Annotated in this window: 9 protein-coding genes; 4 read left to right on the top strand and 5 right to left on the bottom strand. The window is 64.0% G+C overall.

What is annotated here, in order from left to right:
• Positions 1–8,294, bottom strand: an 8,294-nt coding sequence (locus FFS49_RS40890) for a hemagglutinin repeat-containing protein (protein ID WP_137951072.1), incomplete at its 3' end; no start/stop codon positions are given.
• Between the two features lie 409 nt (positions 8,295–8,703).
• Entirely contained in the window at positions 8,704–9,588 is an 885-nt protein-coding gene (locus tag FFS49_RS40885; protein WP_105817590.1) for a LysR family transcriptional regulator, read from the bottom strand.
• 146 nt (positions 9,589–9,734) lie between these two features.
• Between FFS49_RS40885 and FFS49_RS40880 the strand changes: the two genes are divergently transcribed.
• The gene (locus FFS49_RS40880; RefSeq protein WP_105817591.1) at positions 9,735–10,772 is read left to right on the top strand and encodes an aldo/keto reductase; all 1,038 of its coding nucleotides are present in this window, start codon (positions 9,735–9,737) and stop codon (positions 10,770–10,772) included.
• Between the two features lie 32 nt (positions 10,773–10,804).
• On the opposite strand, the gene FFS49_RS40875 is transcribed toward FFS49_RS40880, so the two are convergent.
• Positions 10,805–12,469 (bottom strand): ABC transporter ATP-binding protein, encoded by a 1,665-nt coding sequence (locus FFS49_RS40875; RefSeq protein ID WP_105817592.1) that lies wholly within the window; start codon positions 12,467–12,469, stop codon positions 10,805–10,807.
• Positions 12,470–12,823: 354 nt separating this feature from the next.
• Here FFS49_RS40875 and FFS49_RS40870 point away from each other — a divergent pair, with 354 nt between their 5' ends.
• Positions 12,824–13,300: a GNAT family N-acetyltransferase gene (locus tag FFS49_RS40870; RefSeq protein WP_105817593.1), complete on the top strand. Its 477-nt coding sequence runs from the start codon at positions 12,824–12,826 to the stop codon at positions 13,298–13,300.
• Positions 13,301–13,575: 275 nt separating this feature from the next.
• Here FFS49_RS40870 and FFS49_RS40865 read toward each other — a convergent pair whose 3' ends face one another.
• Positions 13,576–13,947, bottom strand: coding sequence for a helix-turn-helix transcriptional regulator (locus FFS49_RS40865; protein WP_105817594.1), 372 nt, complete (start codon positions 13,945–13,947; stop codon positions 13,576–13,578).
• 134 nt (positions 13,948–14,081) lie between these two features.
• Here FFS49_RS40865 and FFS49_RS40860 point away from each other — a divergent pair, with 134 nt between their 5' ends.
• Both FFS49_RS40860 and FFS49_RS40855 read left to right on the top strand, forming a co-directional pair.
• Positions 14,082–14,483 carry a hypothetical protein gene (locus tag FFS49_RS40860; protein ID WP_105817595.1) on the top strand — a complete coding sequence of 134 codons (402 nt, stop codon included), beginning with the start codon at positions 14,082–14,084 and terminating at the stop codon, positions 14,481–14,483.
• A 77-nt stretch (positions 14,484–14,560) separates the two neighbouring features.
• Positions 14,561–15,025, top strand: a complete 465-nt coding sequence (locus tag FFS49_RS40855) for a hypothetical protein (protein ID WP_105817596.1) — start codon at positions 14,561–14,563, stop codon at positions 15,023–15,025.
• A gap of 162 nt (positions 15,026–15,187) precedes the next feature.
• Here FFS49_RS40855 and FFS49_RS40850 read toward each other — a convergent pair whose 3' ends face one another.
• Positions 15,188–15,913 carry a class I SAM-dependent methyltransferase gene (locus FFS49_RS40850; protein ID WP_105817597.1) on the bottom strand — a complete coding sequence of 242 codons (726 nt, stop codon included), beginning with the start codon at positions 15,911–15,913 and terminating at the stop codon, positions 15,188–15,190.
• Positions 15,914–16,135: the final 222 nt, after the last annotated feature.

Below are 16,135 nucleotides of genomic sequence, written 5' to 3'. Positions count from 1 at the left end.
GCGGCCCCCGCCCCCGTCGCAAGCGCATTCGCCACGATATTGCCCAGCGCCTGATTCATGTTGGCGTTCCCGGTCGGATCGCTGCCCGCTATCGCACTGCTCAACTCGTTCAGCTTGCCTGACGCAATCGACGCAATCGCCGCACCAGCGGCGCCACCTACCGCGTTGCCACCCGCCAACCCCGTCACCAACGCCGCGCCGGCACCTTGCATCAGTGCGCGGTTCGCTCCGCCTTCCTTCCAGGCGTCAACGCCTGCCTGGTCGCCATTCTTCTGGGCTTGCCGTTTCATCTCGTCAGCATAGTCCCCAATCCGGCGCGACACGGCTTCGCCAGCCGCGCTGGCTGCAGCCATCATGTCCGACTGGTTGGCCAGCAGGTTCTGCATGTCGGGAAGCTTGGCAACCGTGCCGTTCGTATTCGTCGTATCGCGGTTCAGGCTCGCCACATCCTGCTTCTGATTCGCCGAATCCGTGATCGTAACCGCCCCCACGCTGACGCCGCTCTTCGTCGTCGCACTGTCACTGCCGCTGTCGTTCTGGCCGAGCATCGGCGCGGCACCACCGGCATTCTTGCCCGACGTGCTGCCGTGCGTGCTGTAGTTCATCCCGCCGTCGCCGGTCGTCGCGCCCGCGCTGAAGCCGCTCGAGCTCGCATCGTAATGCGACTGATTCTGGATGTCCGAGAAGGAGAGAGAACCCGTCGTTAGCGAATTCTTCGACGCATCTGCGCTGCTCGCAATCAGTGCGCCTTTCAGGTCGGTGTTGCCGGTGACGTTGATATTGAAGCCGCCTTCACCCGCTTGGATCCCGGCTTGCTCATTGACGCCCGCATAACTGCCCGACGCATTGCCCTTGCTCTGGCTGAAGCTCGCGCTGGCGCCACCCTGACTGATGCTGAAGCCGCCGCCGGAACTCGACTGATGCGCCGCGCTCGACATCGTATCCTGCACACTCGCGATGTTCAGGTTCCCGCCCACATCGGCGTTCACCTGGTTGCCCTTCACGTTCGACCCGATGATGTTCGTATCGCCGCCCGAAATGATCGTCACACCGTTTGCCGCGTTCACGTGACTGTTGTTCTGCGTGGCCAGATCGCTGTTGCCGTCGCCGTTGGCCTTCGACATCGCCGCCGAAATCCCAAAGCCTCCCGTGCCAAACGACACGCCCACGCTCGCGCTCTTCGACTCGTTCGTGCTGCGCGTCGAGTCGGTGTCCGTCGTATTGACGATATTGACCTGATTTTTTGCCGCCAGGATCACGTCGTTTGCGTTCACGTTCGAGCCGGCGATAGTCACATTGCCGCTACCCGGCTGCCCGTTCCCCGTTGCCGCAAATGCCACCGTTCCGCCCGCATTCACGTTCGATCCGCGATTCGTCACGCTGTCTTCGGAAAACGCGCTCCTGCTATGGCTGCTGCCGACGCTGACCTCGACCTTGAACTGAGGCGTCTCGCCAGCCCCGAGAGATCTAACCAGATCGCCTGCGGCTAAGTTCGCATCCCACGCCGCACTCGCCGCGGCCATCCCATGCAGCGCTGCTGCACGGCCATCCTGGCTATTACTGGATGCACGCGATTGACCCACCGCATTCGACACCGCATCGATGACCGGCGCCTTCAGCGCCAACGTCAGGCCGCTCTTCGACACTTCCTGCGTCTCGCCGCGGTGGTTCGTGTCCTGCGCGGCGTCGATCGTCACGTTTGCACCAGTCCCGCTGAGATTCTTCGCTGCGATCAGGTCGCTACCCGTCACGTGCAGGTCGTTTCCAGCGGTGATGCTGACGTTGCCCTTCAGCGAACCGATCGTGCTGCTGTTGTTCGACACCTCGCTCGTCTGGCTGGTCGTCTTCAACGAACTGCTGCCGATCGACACGGACAGGCCACCGCCCGACATCAGCCCCGACTCCTTCTTGTCGTAGTAGCTCGACGACTGCAAGGTATCCAGCGACGTCGTCACCGTCACGTTGCGTGCGGCAGTGAGCGTCACATCGTTCGTTCCGACGATGGTGCTGCCCCCAACATAGACGTCCTTTCCGCTGACAATGTTCACGCCGTCTGCCGATACCAGACTGCCGCGATTGAGCGTCATCGTCTGGTCGATCCCGCTCGCAACCTTCACGCCGCTTACGACATTGCTGTGGCTGTGCGTTTCGTGCGAGTTGAGTTCATGTGTCTCGGTCGCCGCGCCGACATTCACATCGCCGGCCGCAAGCAGGTTTGCGTTGCCCTTGTCGAGGCTGAGCGAGCTACCGGAGAGCGTTATATCCTTGCCCGACACGATATTGACCGTGTCGCCGCCCTTGAGCATCGTGCCGGTCAGTGCCTGATCGGACGTGTGCAGCGTCTCCGCATAGCTGCCGTGACTGTCGCTGCCCGAACTGTTGCTGTTCACGGTCGACGTCGCACTCGCCGCGCCGAGCGTCACGTTGCCCTTGGCGGCGATGGTCCCACCCTGGCCGAGGTCGATCTGCGCCCCCTTGGCCGTCAGGTCTCCGCCGACGCCTATGCTTGATTGCCCACCAACCGTCACCGAGCTGCCGGTGACCTTGTTGATGTCGGTATTCGACACACCGTTCGCCCGCTGCACGATCTTGTGCTCGCCGGTCTGCACCGCACCGAGATCCCAGTTGCCACCGACGTTCATCCCGAGATTGCCGCCGACCGACAGGTTGCCCGCGTTCTGCTGGAAGTTGCCGCCGGTGACGATAGACGCATTGCCCGCTACGTCCAGTTTCGCGGTCGGCCCAAGCGTGGTCACCACGCTCGTCGCGCCGTCGCGGCTCACCCGTGTGTTCGTCTTCGTCGCCGTATCGAGAATCAGGTCGTTCCCGGCGTCGAGCTGCAGACTGCCGGCTTTCACATTCGCCGACGTCAGGTCGATGTTGTTCTCGGTCTTCAGCGACATCAGCCCGCCGCTTTGCAGCGCACCGAATGCGTTGTCGATCTGCTTGCCCTGGATCGCAAGCGTGTTGTCCGCCTTGATCGTTCCGCTGTTCGTGAACGACTGCGCATTCTGGAAATCGATGTTCGTCGCACTGATCAACGGGCCGTCGATATTCTGCTGGCTGGCCTTCGCGAGATAGACGACCGGCACGAGCACCGACTGACCGTCGACCACCCGCGTTTCCATCATGACCACGTTACTGGTCAGCTTCGACACCTGATCTGCCGACAGGCTTGCGCCGATCGGTAGATCGAGCGACTTCGACAGATCCGCGCCGGCCGCCATCAACGATTGATACATGGTCTGCAGGTCCGCGTACGGCCCGAGCACGGCCTTGCCGGTCAGCGCCGTGACTTCGTTGCGCACGAGCTGCTGCTCGTAGAAGCCGTCGCCGAGCCGCTTCGGGATATGCGTGAGGTCGACGCCGAGCTGACCGAAGAAGTAGTCGCTGGAAATGAAATTCTTCTGGTTCGTGAACGCCGGATTCGTTTCGATCACGTAGCTCGCATTCGGCGCTGTCGTCGGCTTGAACAAGCCGCCTTGCGGAATAGTGAGGTTGTTCAGGACGTTCAGCGCCGTCGCGCTGGCGATGATCGGATCGACCGGCGCTGGCGGACCGCCGTGCACGGCCGACGCACCCGATTTCGCACCGCTCGCGTTACCGCTCAGGTTGGTCGGGGTAAGGCCCGGTACCGACTGCCCCGGCAGCAAGCCAAGCGACGGAATGGATGCATTGCCCGCCGTGTTGTTGACGCTGACACCCGTGCCCGAAATCGTGCCGTTCGAACTCAACGTCGAAAAGTAACCCGGCAGCGTGTAGTCCTTGATCGACGCCGGCGCCGCCTGAGTGTAACCGCCCGGGCGACCGGTCACGAACGGCGCGTTGCCGAACGGCAACTGCCAGTCGTGTTCCGAGTTGTCGTAGTTGTTGTAGTGATACTGGCCCGAGTAGGAAACCGACACGCCCGGCAGCTTCTGGCCGGACGCCGCCCAGCCGTCGGCGTCGTAGTGGGACGGCATCTTGATATCGCCGACCGCCGCGATGTTGCTCCAGTAGTTTTGCAGCGTGCCGACCGACGACGCATCGATCCTGCCGCCCGACACAATCTGCGCAGCCGGGCTGATGTCCGTCACGGTCGTCGCCGTCGCGCTGTCCGCGTAGTAGGTCGTGAACTGATACGTGCTGTTCCATTGACCGCCATGAGGCGGCTCGGTGTAGACGCCGCCGATGCTGTCCGGATCCTTCACGCCGATCTGGCCCGTGCGACCGCTGATCGGAATGCCGAACTGCGCGAGCGATGCCGGATCGATCTGGCTGGTAGACGTCTTCATCGCGCGGCGCGTGCTCGTCACCTTGTCAGCGTGCAGTTCCATGTCGCCGCCCGACTGGATCAAGGCCGACACGTTGTTGACGAGTGCCGCGTTCGTGTAGTTGCCGCTTGCGTCCTTCCCACCCGCCAGCACGACCTTGCCCATGCCGAAGATGGCCGTCGTCGCCATCGAATCGGACGCAGTCGTGTCGTCGCGGTTTTCGATATCGCGCGCGAGGATTTCGAGCGTGCCGTTGCTGTCCGATCCGCCGATCAGCGCGGTCGGGCCGAGGTTCGAGATCGTATTCGTCGCGTTGAGCGACACGCTCGCGCCCACGAGCGCGCCGGTATTGGTCAGGTTGGTCGATTGCGTATGCAGCAGGCCGCCGGCAGTCAGGGCGCCCACGTTGACGATGTTGCCCGCGTTGACGCTCAGGTTGTTGACCGACTGCAGGTTCGCGTTGTTCGTGAAGGTGCCGGGCAACGTGAAGGCCAGATCGTGCCCAACGTTGAACTGCGTGTCGGACGCCGCCGTGTAGTCGCCCTGCAGGTTCACGTTGGCATCATGCGTCGCGCTGTATGTGCCGCCGCCCTGCAGCGTAGCTGCCGCGACCGACAAGTCGTGAGTCGAGCTGATCTGACCGCCCGTATTCGTGATCGCGCCGGTCGTCGTGACGTCCACGTCACCGTGTGAATTCGTGACGTTGCCGATAGTGCCGCCACTATTGTCCAAGGTGTTGCCCTGGACATGAAGCGATGCGCCGCTGAGCTGGCCGCCTTGCGTGTTGCCGATCGATGCTGCGCCAATCGTCACGTCGCCGTTGCCGGTAATCGCACCCATGCCCGATACGCCGCCGGCGCGGCTGTTCGCAATCTGGCTGCCGCCTTGCACCGTCATCTTGCCCGCGCCGAGGTCGACGATGGCGCCGTCCGCGTTGTCGATCGAGGCCGATTGAATGGCGAGCGTGCTGGTGTCGCCCGCAGTCGATTGCCCGGCCTGAATGTGGCCACCTCGGTTCGACAGGGCGCCGCCGTTCTTCAACGACAGCGATGCGTCTGATCGCAGCAGACCCTGCGCGTTGTTCACGTCACCCGCGATCGCGGCGTTGATGCCGCGCTGCGCCGCGAGGATACCGCTCGCATTGTTCCAGGTAGCCGCGTTGACGATGGCTTGTCCCTTCGTCACGATGGTGCCAGCCGCATTGTTCAGCGCGCTGGCTCCGTTGCCCGGCGCGATCGTCAGCGTGCCCGCGCCGGCATGCGTAATGGTGCCGCCCGCGTTGTTCAACTCGGCCGGCGTGAGCGTCAGGTCCGTGCTGTTGGTCTGGATCACGCCGGCGGCCGAGTTGTCGAGCGTGCCGCTGACGTTCATGCCCATCGCCGACGAACCGTACTGCGTGATGGTGCCGCCGTGGTTCGGGAGGTTCGCGGCCGTCAGCGCGAGCTGATTTGCTTCGAGCTTGCCGCCGCTGTTGTCGAGCGTCGAGTCGGCTGTGACCGACAGGTTCGGCGCGACGATCGAGCCGCCCTGGTTCGTCATCGAGCCGGTGTGGATCGTCGCGTTCGTGCTGGCGCCGATCTGACCGCTGTCATTCACCAGCGTACCGCTGGTGACACTCAGATCCGTGTTCGACAACAGCTTGCCGCTTGCATTGTTCAGCGTGCCGGCGACAGTTGCCGCCAATCCGTTCTGCGCGCTGATCGAGCCCGACGCGTTGTTCAGCGTGCCGTTTTGCGCGACGACTCGACCGTTACTCGCGATCGAGCCGCCGACGTTCGACACCGTGCCCGTCCCATTGCCGAGCGTCAGAGTGCCGGTGCCGGCGTGCGTGATGGTGCCGCCGTCGTTCTTCAGCGTAGCCGGCGCGAGCGTCAGGTCGGTGCTGTTGGTCTGCAGCGTGCCGCTGCTGGAATTGTCGAGCGTGCCCGATACGTTGACGGCCATTGCGCCGGCGCCGGTCTGCGTGATGGTGCCGCCGTGGTTCACGACGTCGGTTGCGTTCAACGAGACCTGATCGGCCTGCACGGTGCCGGCGCTGTTGTCGAGCGTCGTTGCGCTGAGCGTCGCTGTCTGGCCGACAATCGAACCACCGCTGTTCGCCAGGTGCGCGCCGGCATCGACCACGACGTTCTGGGCGGCCTGCAGGGTGCCACTACCGTTGTCGACCGACTGGCCCGCAACACGCAGATTTGTATTGGACGTGATCGCGCCGCGGTTGACAACGTTTGCGCCGCGGACCGAAACATCGCCGTTGCCGCCGATCACACCGCCTTGTGCACCGTTCGCAGTCGTCCCTGCGGCATTGGTCAACTGGCCGCTCGTTGTCACCGACAGGCCGTCGCCGTTGAGCGACGTGATCCGGCCGGCCGTGTTGTCGATCGTGGTCCCGTCGACTGACGCGTGCCCGGCGCTCTGGATGGTGCCTTGATTGTTCGCGATGGCGCCACCGCGCACGTCCGCCGTGCTTTCGGATACCAGTTCGCCGGACTGGTTGGCGACCTGACCGGTCACGTGGACCGACAGCGGGCCTTGCGACGACACCTTGCCGCCCTGGTTCGACAGATTGCCGCCGGAAAGCGTCGTGCTGCCGCCACTCGACAGGCTGCCGTGATCGTTGATCACCGTACCGGAAGCACTCGCCTGAATGGCGCCTTGCGCGCTCGTCGTCGCGTTCGACAGGTTCACGTCGCCGGCCGTCGCGTTCAGCGACAGATTGCCGTTCGCTGCGGTCTGGCCGCCGGCGAGATTCACGTTGCCGCCGGTCAGCGACGCATTGCCGCCCGCGACGTTCTGACCGGTCGCGCTGAGTTGGCCCGACGCCGTCACGTTCAGATCGCCGCCCCGGCCGACGGAGCCATCGTTGTTCACGCCCGCGCCGAGCGTACCGGTCGAATTGACGCTGCCCGCGTTCACGGTCGTATTCTGTTGCGCGGCGAGTGTCCCGGTGTTCGTCACATCGGCAGCCGTATTGATCGACGCCGATTGCTGCGCGTAGGTCGTGCCGCTGTTCTGGATGCCGCCGACAGCCGACAGCGCGAGGTTGCCGCTCGCTGTGGTCTTGCCCGTCAACACGAGCCGGCCGTTCGACTGCAGCGTCAGGTCGCCCGCCTGCGCAGCGATCGTGCCAGCGTTGCCCACCCCGACGCCGTTCTCGTTCGATGCGAGGAAGATCCGGTTGCTGTACATGCCACCCAGCTGACTCACGTCGATTGCAACCGACGGAGCCGGGCCGTCGCCGGCAATAGGTGTCGCGGCGAGCGTGTCGTGGTTGACCTGAGCCGCGCCGGCGATCACATTCAGATTCTTCGCGTAGACCGCCGCGTTTACCTGCACCGCGCGGGCGATGAGGTCCACCTGGTCGATATTGGCGGCATTCAGGCCTGCACCGGCAACCGTCACGAGCCCGCGGTTGACGTTGTAGCCAGCGAGCGAGCCATCGGCGCCGTAGTACGGCACGCCCGTTGTGAGGGTTGCGCGACTGGTGTTGATGAAGGACGCGCCATCAAGATAAATGCCCGACGGATTCGCGAGGACGAGCTCCGCACGGGAGCCGGCGATCTCCAAAGCGCCCCGAATTTGGGAGGGATTCGGGCTGTTGACCTGGTTGACAATGATCCGTGCGGCCTGACCTGCACTGAAATTCGGGTTGCCGTTGATCCAGCCCGCCTGCTGGGTCTGGACCATCGTGGCCGAGTTGTTCAGGATCGCGCCGGCGCGCGAGACGTCGAACTGGTTGTAGGTGTTGACCGAGACGCCGGCGCCCGACGGCGCGGCCACGTTGACTTGCGGCAAGCCGTTCGGCGTCTGAATCACGTGCGTGCTGGTACCCGGCGTCGGCACGATCTGCGCATCGGACAGGGTAGGCAGCATGCCGAGCGCAGCGACACCTGCCACAACGACGCGGGCACCGGACGTCGACGATCGCCGCCGTGCACGTGCTTCGCCCGTCGCCGATTTCCCCTCGGCGGTCGCCGTTTCTGCAACGGCCACCACCATACCCCGAAGCCTGGAATACACCAGGCGATGCGTATTCTTGTTCATCCTTATCGACGCGGCCTGCGCCCATTCGTTTGGTTATTGACCGCGAGCTTACTGAAACGCCGAAGAATGACTGTCAAATATTGCCAAGATGTTGAATGAGAACCACAAATTTCGAATTTCGGCCTCGTCTGATTGACGCGTGCCCGGACATATCGGGTCGAGTTTCCAAAGCAGACTGATGGATAGCTCCACGTCCGAAAATGTTGACTTTCAATCTGACTAAGCAGAAAACGAAACGCTTCAGAGTCCACCGACAACCCAAGCAAGGGGGAATCTTGAGGTCGATTTACTTCTTGATAAGAATAAGAATTCACTCCGAATGAAAAAACTCATTCGGATCTCAGGCGCTGTGTCGCATTCTGCGATACGACTGCGGAATCTGCATTGAATTGCGTCCGTCGCGGCGCGCTCACGCCGCAAGCACCTCCGCCAACCTGTCGATCAGCGCCCGCACGCGCCGCGGCTGCACCGCGTTGCCCGGATAGACGATCTGCAAATCGACGTCGCCCGGCGAGAACGCGCGCAGGACTTCCACGAGCGCACCGGACGCCAGATCCTGTTCGACGTCGACCAGCGACTTCAGCGCGACGCCGTACCCCGCGACGCACCACGCGCGCACGAGGGCGCCATCATTGGCCACCCGCCGGCCGCGCACCGTCACGCGCCGGGGTTCGCCATCGATGCTGAACGGCCATTCGGCATACAGGTTCGGCCCGAAGCGCATCACGATGCAGTCGTGCGCGGCGAGATCGTCCGGATGCCGCGGCGTGCCATGCGCCGCGAGATACGCGGGCGACGCGCACACCACGCGCCGCGCGCGGCCGAGCGAACGGCTGCGCAGCGAGCTGTCGGCGAGCACCCCGCGACGGATCGCGAAATCGAGCCCCTGCCCGACGACATCCACGTAGCCGTCACCCAGATGCAGATCGACCGTAACGCCCGGATGCTCGGCGAGGAACGCGTCGACGACGGGCACCACGCGCTCGCGTCCGAGATCGGCCGGGGCGCTCAGGCGCACGGGGCCCGACAGTGTCCGCACGCCGAGCCGCACGCGGCTTTCGAGCTCATCGGCCTCGGCCAGCAGGCGCCGCGCGCCGTCGACGAGCGTGCGGCCTTCGTCGGTCAGGCTGATCGCGCGTGTGGTGCGCGTGAGCAGCGCCGCGCCGTAGTGGCGCTCGAGCGCGGTCAGCCGCTCGGACACGGTGGCCGGCGACAGCCCGAACTCGCGGCCCGCCGCGGCCAGTCCGCCCTTCTCCACGATGCGCAGGAACAGCGCGAGATTGTCGAGCAGCATTATTCGCTCCTTCCGAACGATATTTTCGAAGTCTGCCCAATTATCCGAAATATCCGCAAGCGATACAGTGTGGCAACACTTGGCCACGCGGCCGCCCATCGACACGTCGACACGTCGACACGTCGATCATCCAAAGGAAACCCGCCATGGAATACCGCACCCTCGGCCGCTCCGGCCTCAAGGTTCCCGTCCTGAGCTTCGGCGCGGGCACGTTCGGCGGCACCGGCCCGCTGTTCAGCGCATGGGGCAACACGGGTGTCGACGAAGCGCGCCGCCTGATCGACATCTGCCTCGAAGCCGGCGTGAACCTGTTCGACACGGCCGACGTGTATTCGGACGGCGAATCCGAGCGCGTGCTCGGCGCCGCGATCAACGGACGTCGCGACCAGGTGCTGATCTCGACGAAGACGGGCCTGCCGACCGGCAGCGGCCCGAACGACGCGGGCACGTCGCGCGCGCGGCTGGTCCGCGCCGTCGACGACGCGCTGCGCCGCCTCGACACCGACTACATCGACCTGCTGCAACTCCACGCATTCGATGCGAGCACGCCGGTCGAGGAAGTGATGTCGACGCTCGACGATCTCGTGCGTGCGGGCAAGCTGCGCTACATCGGCGTGTCGAACTTCGCGGGGTGGCAGATCATGAAGTCGCTGGCGGTGGCCGATCGGCACGGCTGGTCGCGTTACGTGGCGAACCAGGTCTACTACTCGCTCGTCGGCCGCGACTACGAGTGGGACCTGATGCCGCTCGGCGCCGATCAGGGGCTCGGCGCACTCGTCTGGAGCCCGCTCGGCTGGGGCCGGCTCACCGGCAAGATCCGGCGTAACGCGCCGCTGCCCGAAGGCAGCCGCCTGCATGAAACGGCCAGCTTCGGGCCGCCGGTCGACGACGCGCGCCTGTACGACGTGGTCGATGCGCTCGACGCGATCGCGGAGGAAACCGGCAAGACCGTGCCGCAGATCGCGCTGAACTGGCTGCTGCAGCGCCCGACGGTATCGTCGGTGATCATCGGCGCGCGCAACGAGGAACAACTGCGGCAGAACCTCGGCGCGGTCGGCTGGGCACTGACGGATGCGCAGGTCGCGAAGCTCGATGCGGCGAGCGCAGCGCAAGCGCCTTATCCGTACTTCCCGTATCGCCGCCAGCAGGCGTTCGCGCAACTCAATCCGCCGCTGCGCGGGTGAGGGTGACGGCCGGCGCGCACGGCTGTGCGGCGCTACGCAGGCACACGCGCGTCGCCGAGCCGCACGACCTTGTCGGCCGGCCCGATGACCGAGCGCCGATGCGTGATTGCCACGACCGTGACGTCGCGGGCCAGCAGCCGAACGTGTTCCATGATGTCGCGCTCGGTGGCTTCGTCGAGCGCGGAACTCGCTTCGTCGAGGAACAGCACGGTTGGCTCGCCGTACAACGCACGGGCGATCGCGATGCGCTGGCGCTCGCCGCCGGACAGCTTCAGCCCGCGCTCGCCGACCGTCGTGCGGAAGCCGTCCGGCAGGCTCTCGATGAACGTCAGGATCGTCGCCCTCGCGGCCGCTTCCTGCAGACGCTGTGCGTCGCGCGGCCGGCCGAGCAGGATGTTGTCTTCCAGGCTCTCGTTCAGCAGCACGACATCCTGCGGCACGACGGCCACCGCGCCGTACCAGTCGGCGCGATCGATCTCCGCGAGATCGACGCCGTCGACGAGAATGCGCCCGCCGGTCGGCTCGATCGACTTCAGCGCGAGCTTGAAGACGGTGGATTTCCCCGCGCCGGTTTCGCCGACGAGGAACGTGATCGCCCCCCGTTCGGCGACGAAGTCGACGTCGGTCACGCCGCGACCGTTGTCGTACGCATAGGCGACGCGCTCGAACACGATGCGCCCGTCCTGCGGCACGAACACCGCCGCGTGCGACACCTGCCGCTCCTCGGGCGCCGTCCACAGCGCCACGAACGGCACGAGCGCCGAGCCGGAGCGTGCGCACTCGTCGACGGCGCGCGCGATCATGTCGAACGGCTGGTTCAGCTGCAGCAGCAACGTGTTGAACAGCACGATGTCGCCGATCGACAGCGCCCCCGCCTCATGGCGCGGCAGCAGCAGCCAGAACGTCACCGAGAACTGGATCGCAAGACCGAGACCCAGCAGCGCGAGATAGACGACGTGCTGCAGCACATACGCGCGCCAGTTGTCGCGCACGACACGCGCTTTCTCCGAGAAACGTTCGCTCATCCAGCGATGGCTGCCGAAGTGCCGAAGCGTCTCCATCGCATTGATCGCGCCGCCGACGAAACGGGCATTCTCCTGCCCGGCCTCGATCGCGCGATCGAGGAACGCGCGCGAACGCCGCGCGGTGACGATCGCGATCGTCACCGCGACCGCACCGTAGGCGGCGGTGATGGCCACGACCTCGACGTTGATCAGTGCGCCGAGCGTGACGAGCGTCAGCACGATCTGCAACGTGCCGGGAATCAGGTCCATCAGCCCCAACTGCACGAGCACTGACAGCGCCCTGCTGCCACGCTCGTTCGCGCTCTGGATTTCGGCGGGATTGTGCTCGACGAAGAACGCCGTGGTCTTCTTCAGGATGCGCTCGAAAAAGCGCGTGCTCGTGATGAATCCCAGATTCTGCGCGCTCATGAATGCCAGGTACTGAACCGCGCGTTGCAGCGTGCTGGACAGGCCCAGCAGCATCGCATAAACCACGAAGCCCGCGATCAGCGCGTGGAGCACGCCGCGGTGCGACAGCGCATCGATCAGGCGCGAGAACAGGTAGGGCGCGGCAACCGCGCTCGCGCTCGACAGGATGACGACTGCCACGACCGTCAGCAACGTCAGGCGATCGGCCTGCCAATAGGCCCGCAGGACCTCGGTGAGCGGATGCGACGCACGGGTTTCGTTCATGGCAAATGACCCGGGCACGGCGCAGCCCGGATGGCGGCGATGGGCGAAAAAGTCTAACAGAGTGAAAGGTGTGGCGCGGGGGCGTTCGGGGCGGCATGGCGGCGGTATCGCACGGAAGAAAGCCCACTGCTCGGGGATGCGCGGTGGCTGAACTCATTAGCCCCAAGCGCAACCGACGTGATCACGGCAGGTTCTGAAGGACAGCCGACATCGTGAGAATTACGCAGATCGTGGCGCCATGAAATGCCGTCATCATGGGCCTACCCATGGGGCCGCGAACTTCCTATCGTGGAGACCTGCGACGCGCCGGCCGGAACGGCGGCGCGCCCTCCTCTCCTCGACAGGTCCGCCAACATGAACGCCAAAGACACCGGACTGACCGTACGCGCGGTCACCGAAAACGACTACGACCAGTGGCTGCCGCTGTGGGACGGCTACAACCGCTTCTACGGCCGCTTCGACGACACGGCCCTGCCGCTGCGGGTCACGCAACTCACGTGGTCGCGCTTCTTCGACGGTTACGAACCGGTGCATGCGCTTGTCGCCGAGCGCGCCGGCCGGCTCGTCGGGCTCATGCATTTCCTGTACCACCGCAGCACGACGCATATCGGGCCGACCTGCTACCTGCAGGACCTGTTTACGCTCGACAGCGAGCGCGGCAAGGGCATCGGCCGCGCGCTGATCGAAGCCGTGTACGACGCCGCGCGTGCGCATCGCGCCGAACGCGTGTACTGGCAGACGCACGAGACGAATTTCACGGCGCAGCGGCTCTACGACACGGTCGCGGAGAAAACGGGCGGAATTGTTTACAGAAAGACGCTGCCGCGCTGAGTACAGTTAGTCGGGTATTTATCCCTCCGCTCATTCGACGCAGTGACGGCCCGCCACGCGCGCCAGACCGTCGGGGGACATGTGCCGTCCCAACCCGCGGTAGCCCACGGGATACGAATTCGTCCTTTCACTCGATCTTTGTATCCCCAGGGACACCATTTCGATATGTCAGTTTTCGTCGCTCATAATGGGGCCGGATTAACTCTCGGGACTGGCTATTCCGCTGCTCTGCAGCCTCAAATCTCGGCCATACACTCCCCGCACGTCCAACGAAATCAAACGTCTTCGGTCTCATCCGGCGCCCTTCCCGGCCCCGGTTGTTCCATTGGCGTGCCGTTGATCGCAGCCACCAGCGCCAGCACCCCGCGTTTTTCTCGCAGCTTCAATTCTCGGAAGCCCGCGAGGAGCAACTCTTCGTCGCCGGTTAGCGCCAAAGTGACGGGGTTAGACGCGCGGCCGGTCAGTAGATACTGAACATCGACACCAATCTCAGCAAGTCGGGTCAGATAGCTTGCATCCGGAATCCTCAAGCCTTGCTCATAGTTGGACTGAGCCTGTTTCCGAACACCTCCTGCCTCGCCGAATTCGGCTTGGTTCATTTGCAAGCGTCGACGCTCCTGCTTCAAGCGAAGCGGAAAATTACTCATATGTGGATTTTCTGTTGACATGAACTCATTTGTTGACTATCGTTAGCATGTACTCAGTTGTGTCCCGGGATGGACAAGAGCCCTGAGAAGCTCCTGCTCTTGCCTACACACGATCTCGATGTATCGGAGGACTCATGCCATCCACGTACGAAATCTGCGGCGCACTCTCCGTTGTCGGTAGCTTCCGACGCAATCACGCGCAGCAGTTCGCGCAAAGCTTGCCCGCTTCCGCGACCGTGTACTGCGTCACTGACGCCGTCACGCATTCAGTCATGATCCGCGTTCGCGGTGCTCTTACCGATCAAGAGGTCACCTCAATCGAAGGTGATCTGAAAGAATTCTCCCAGAAGTGGGCTCGAACCGCCGCCGTATTCAGTCGCATACGATTCGGCGAACAATCCCTCATGCCCCTCGCGCCGGAACGACACGTCGAACGGTTGCAGGATCCGGTGAAAGAATACGTCCGGCATCACACGCCTACGCCACCAAATTCTGATCGTCAAAACACTCAGGTAGTGGCAGCTCCGCGCGGATGACCCGCCTAGCCTATCTAAAAGCTGAGATTTTCGACCCAATCGGGACACTGGTTTCCCCCAACCTCTGGAGGTTTGCAATGGAAGAGCCCGCACCGTACAGCCTCTCGGGCGCACTGCCCGTCCAAGACGACTTGAACGATGAACAACTCGATCGGGTATCCCGGCACCTGAGCGGTATCGCCACCGTGTACGTGAAACACGACTCCGTAGCGCATACCGTTTCATTGTGCATCTCGGGTACGTTGATGCGTGACGATGCGCGTTACATCGAACAACGCATCGAACGCTTCGCCGAGGAGCATGCTCGTGCGGCCTCTATTCTACTTAGCGAGTGGAACGGTGTGACGAGCGAGCTTGTTGTCGGAATGAACTGGGACGCCCAGTGCCTCATCAAGCTGGCAGCGATCCAGGAACAACTTGGAAAGCTTCCGGAACGATATTTCGATTTTCTCTTGCGACTGGAACCCGCGGGCGCACCAACGCGCGGCAAGCAGTTCTTGTCGGTTTCGATCGAGACCAGCGACGAACAGCAGGTTGTATAACGCAAGATCAGCGTTACAGATACTCCGCGCGAATAAGATGTCGAGGTGCCGAAGCACGGTATTGGCTACCGCTCGTTTAGCAGAGGGCCGCCCGATAAGTCGGAAAACCATCCGAATTGAAAACCGCGCGAAACATCCGCGTCGCTGCTCATTCGCATGCGCTCAAAGCAGTGGCCGAGCCTTGATCCAGAGAAACAGCGGCACGCGCGCCCACTGTTTCAGTTGCTCCGTATCGGCATGATCGGGCGGCGGCTCGCGCAGCGATACGATCGCGAACCCGGCCGCTTCCAGTGCTTCCATGTACGCCTGCAGCGGCAGCGACCAACCCGCGAAGTGCATCGACATCCCGTCGCGCGTTTCCACGCCGTCGAAATGCTCGCGCCCGAAATAGCTGCCCTTGAGCACGAACGGCGCATCGGGTTGCGGCCCCGCGAAGCCGCCGCGATCGCGGAACGGATGCACGAGCGAGATGAACAGCGTCCCGCCCGGCTTCAGCACGCGGCGCGCTTCGTTCAACGCGCGCTGCATGTCGTCGAGGTCCATCAGCACGTTGTAAGCCATCACGAGATCGAAGCTGGCCGCGTCGAACGGCAGCAACGCCGCGTCAGCCAGCTTGTAGCGATGCGCGGAATCCGCGTGACGCGCGGCGTCGAGCATCGCGGGCACCACGTCGGTCGCGGTCACGTCGTAGCCGAGCGCCTTCAGCTCGCGGCTCACGCGGCCTTCGCCGCAGCCGATTTCCAGCGCGCGGCCGGTGTCGCGGCCGATATAGGCGGCGAGCCCCGCTCGGTATTTCCAGAACGCGTCGTGCCCCGGCTTGCCGGCCCAGCCGATCCATTGGTCGGCGACCTGTGTCCAGTGTTCGGTGATGGCTTTCGTGTCGGTCATCTGCGCTCCCTTCCGGTATGCGTCATTGGCTCAGGATGCGCATGGTAAGCCGAAGCGGCAGAACGCGTCGGCGGGGTGCACCGGCCAACTGGTTTCCGTTTCCAGCCACGACGTTCTACAGTGACATAAAACAATCTGCGCCGTTGCACGTCGCCGCCGCCCGACGATACGCACCCGATTCCGAGGACATCCCATGCCGAGCATCCTGGCCGCGCCCGCCCC

The organism is Burkholderia sp. 4NA327C6, from assembly GCF_005502655.1.
In the GTDB taxonomy this organism is placed as follows: Bacteria; Pseudomonadota; Gammaproteobacteria; order Burkholderiales; family Burkholderiaceae; genus Burkholderia; species Burkholderia contaminans.
The sequence above is the reverse complement of the archived record's forward strand: the minus strand, read 5'-3'. Positions and strand labels throughout refer to the sequence as shown.

Bases quoted from the DNA above. Each gene is read 5' to 3' on its own strand.
- FFS49_RS40885 (WP_105817590.1), bottom strand. From the start codon at position 9,588: ATGCTGCTCGACAATCTCGCGCTGTTCCTGCGCATCGTGGAGAAGGGC.
- FFS49_RS40880 (WP_105817591.1), top strand. From the start codon at position 9,735: ATGGAATACCGCACCCTCGGCCGCTCCGGCCTCAAGGTTCCCGTCCTG.
- FFS49_RS40875 (WP_105817592.1), bottom strand. From the start codon at position 12,469: ATGAACGAAACCCGTGCGTCGCATCCGCTCACCGAGGTCCTGCGGGCC.
- FFS49_RS40870 (WP_105817593.1), top strand. From the start codon at position 12,824: ATGAACGCCAAAGACACCGGACTGACCGTACGCGCGGTCACCGAAAAC.
- FFS49_RS40865 (WP_105817594.1), bottom strand. From the start codon at position 13,947: ATGAGTAATTTTCCGCTTCGCTTGAAGCAGGAGCGTCGACGCTTGCAA.
- FFS49_RS40860 (WP_105817595.1), top strand. From the start codon at position 14,082: ATGCCATCCACGTACGAAATCTGCGGCGCACTCTCCGTTGTCGGTAGC.
- FFS49_RS40855 (WP_105817596.1), top strand. From the start codon at position 14,561: ATGGAAGAGCCCGCACCGTACAGCCTCTCGGGCGCACTGCCCGTCCAA.
- FFS49_RS40850 (WP_105817597.1), bottom strand. From the start codon at position 15,913: ATGACCGACACGAAAGCCATCACCGAACACTGGACACAGGTCGCCGAC.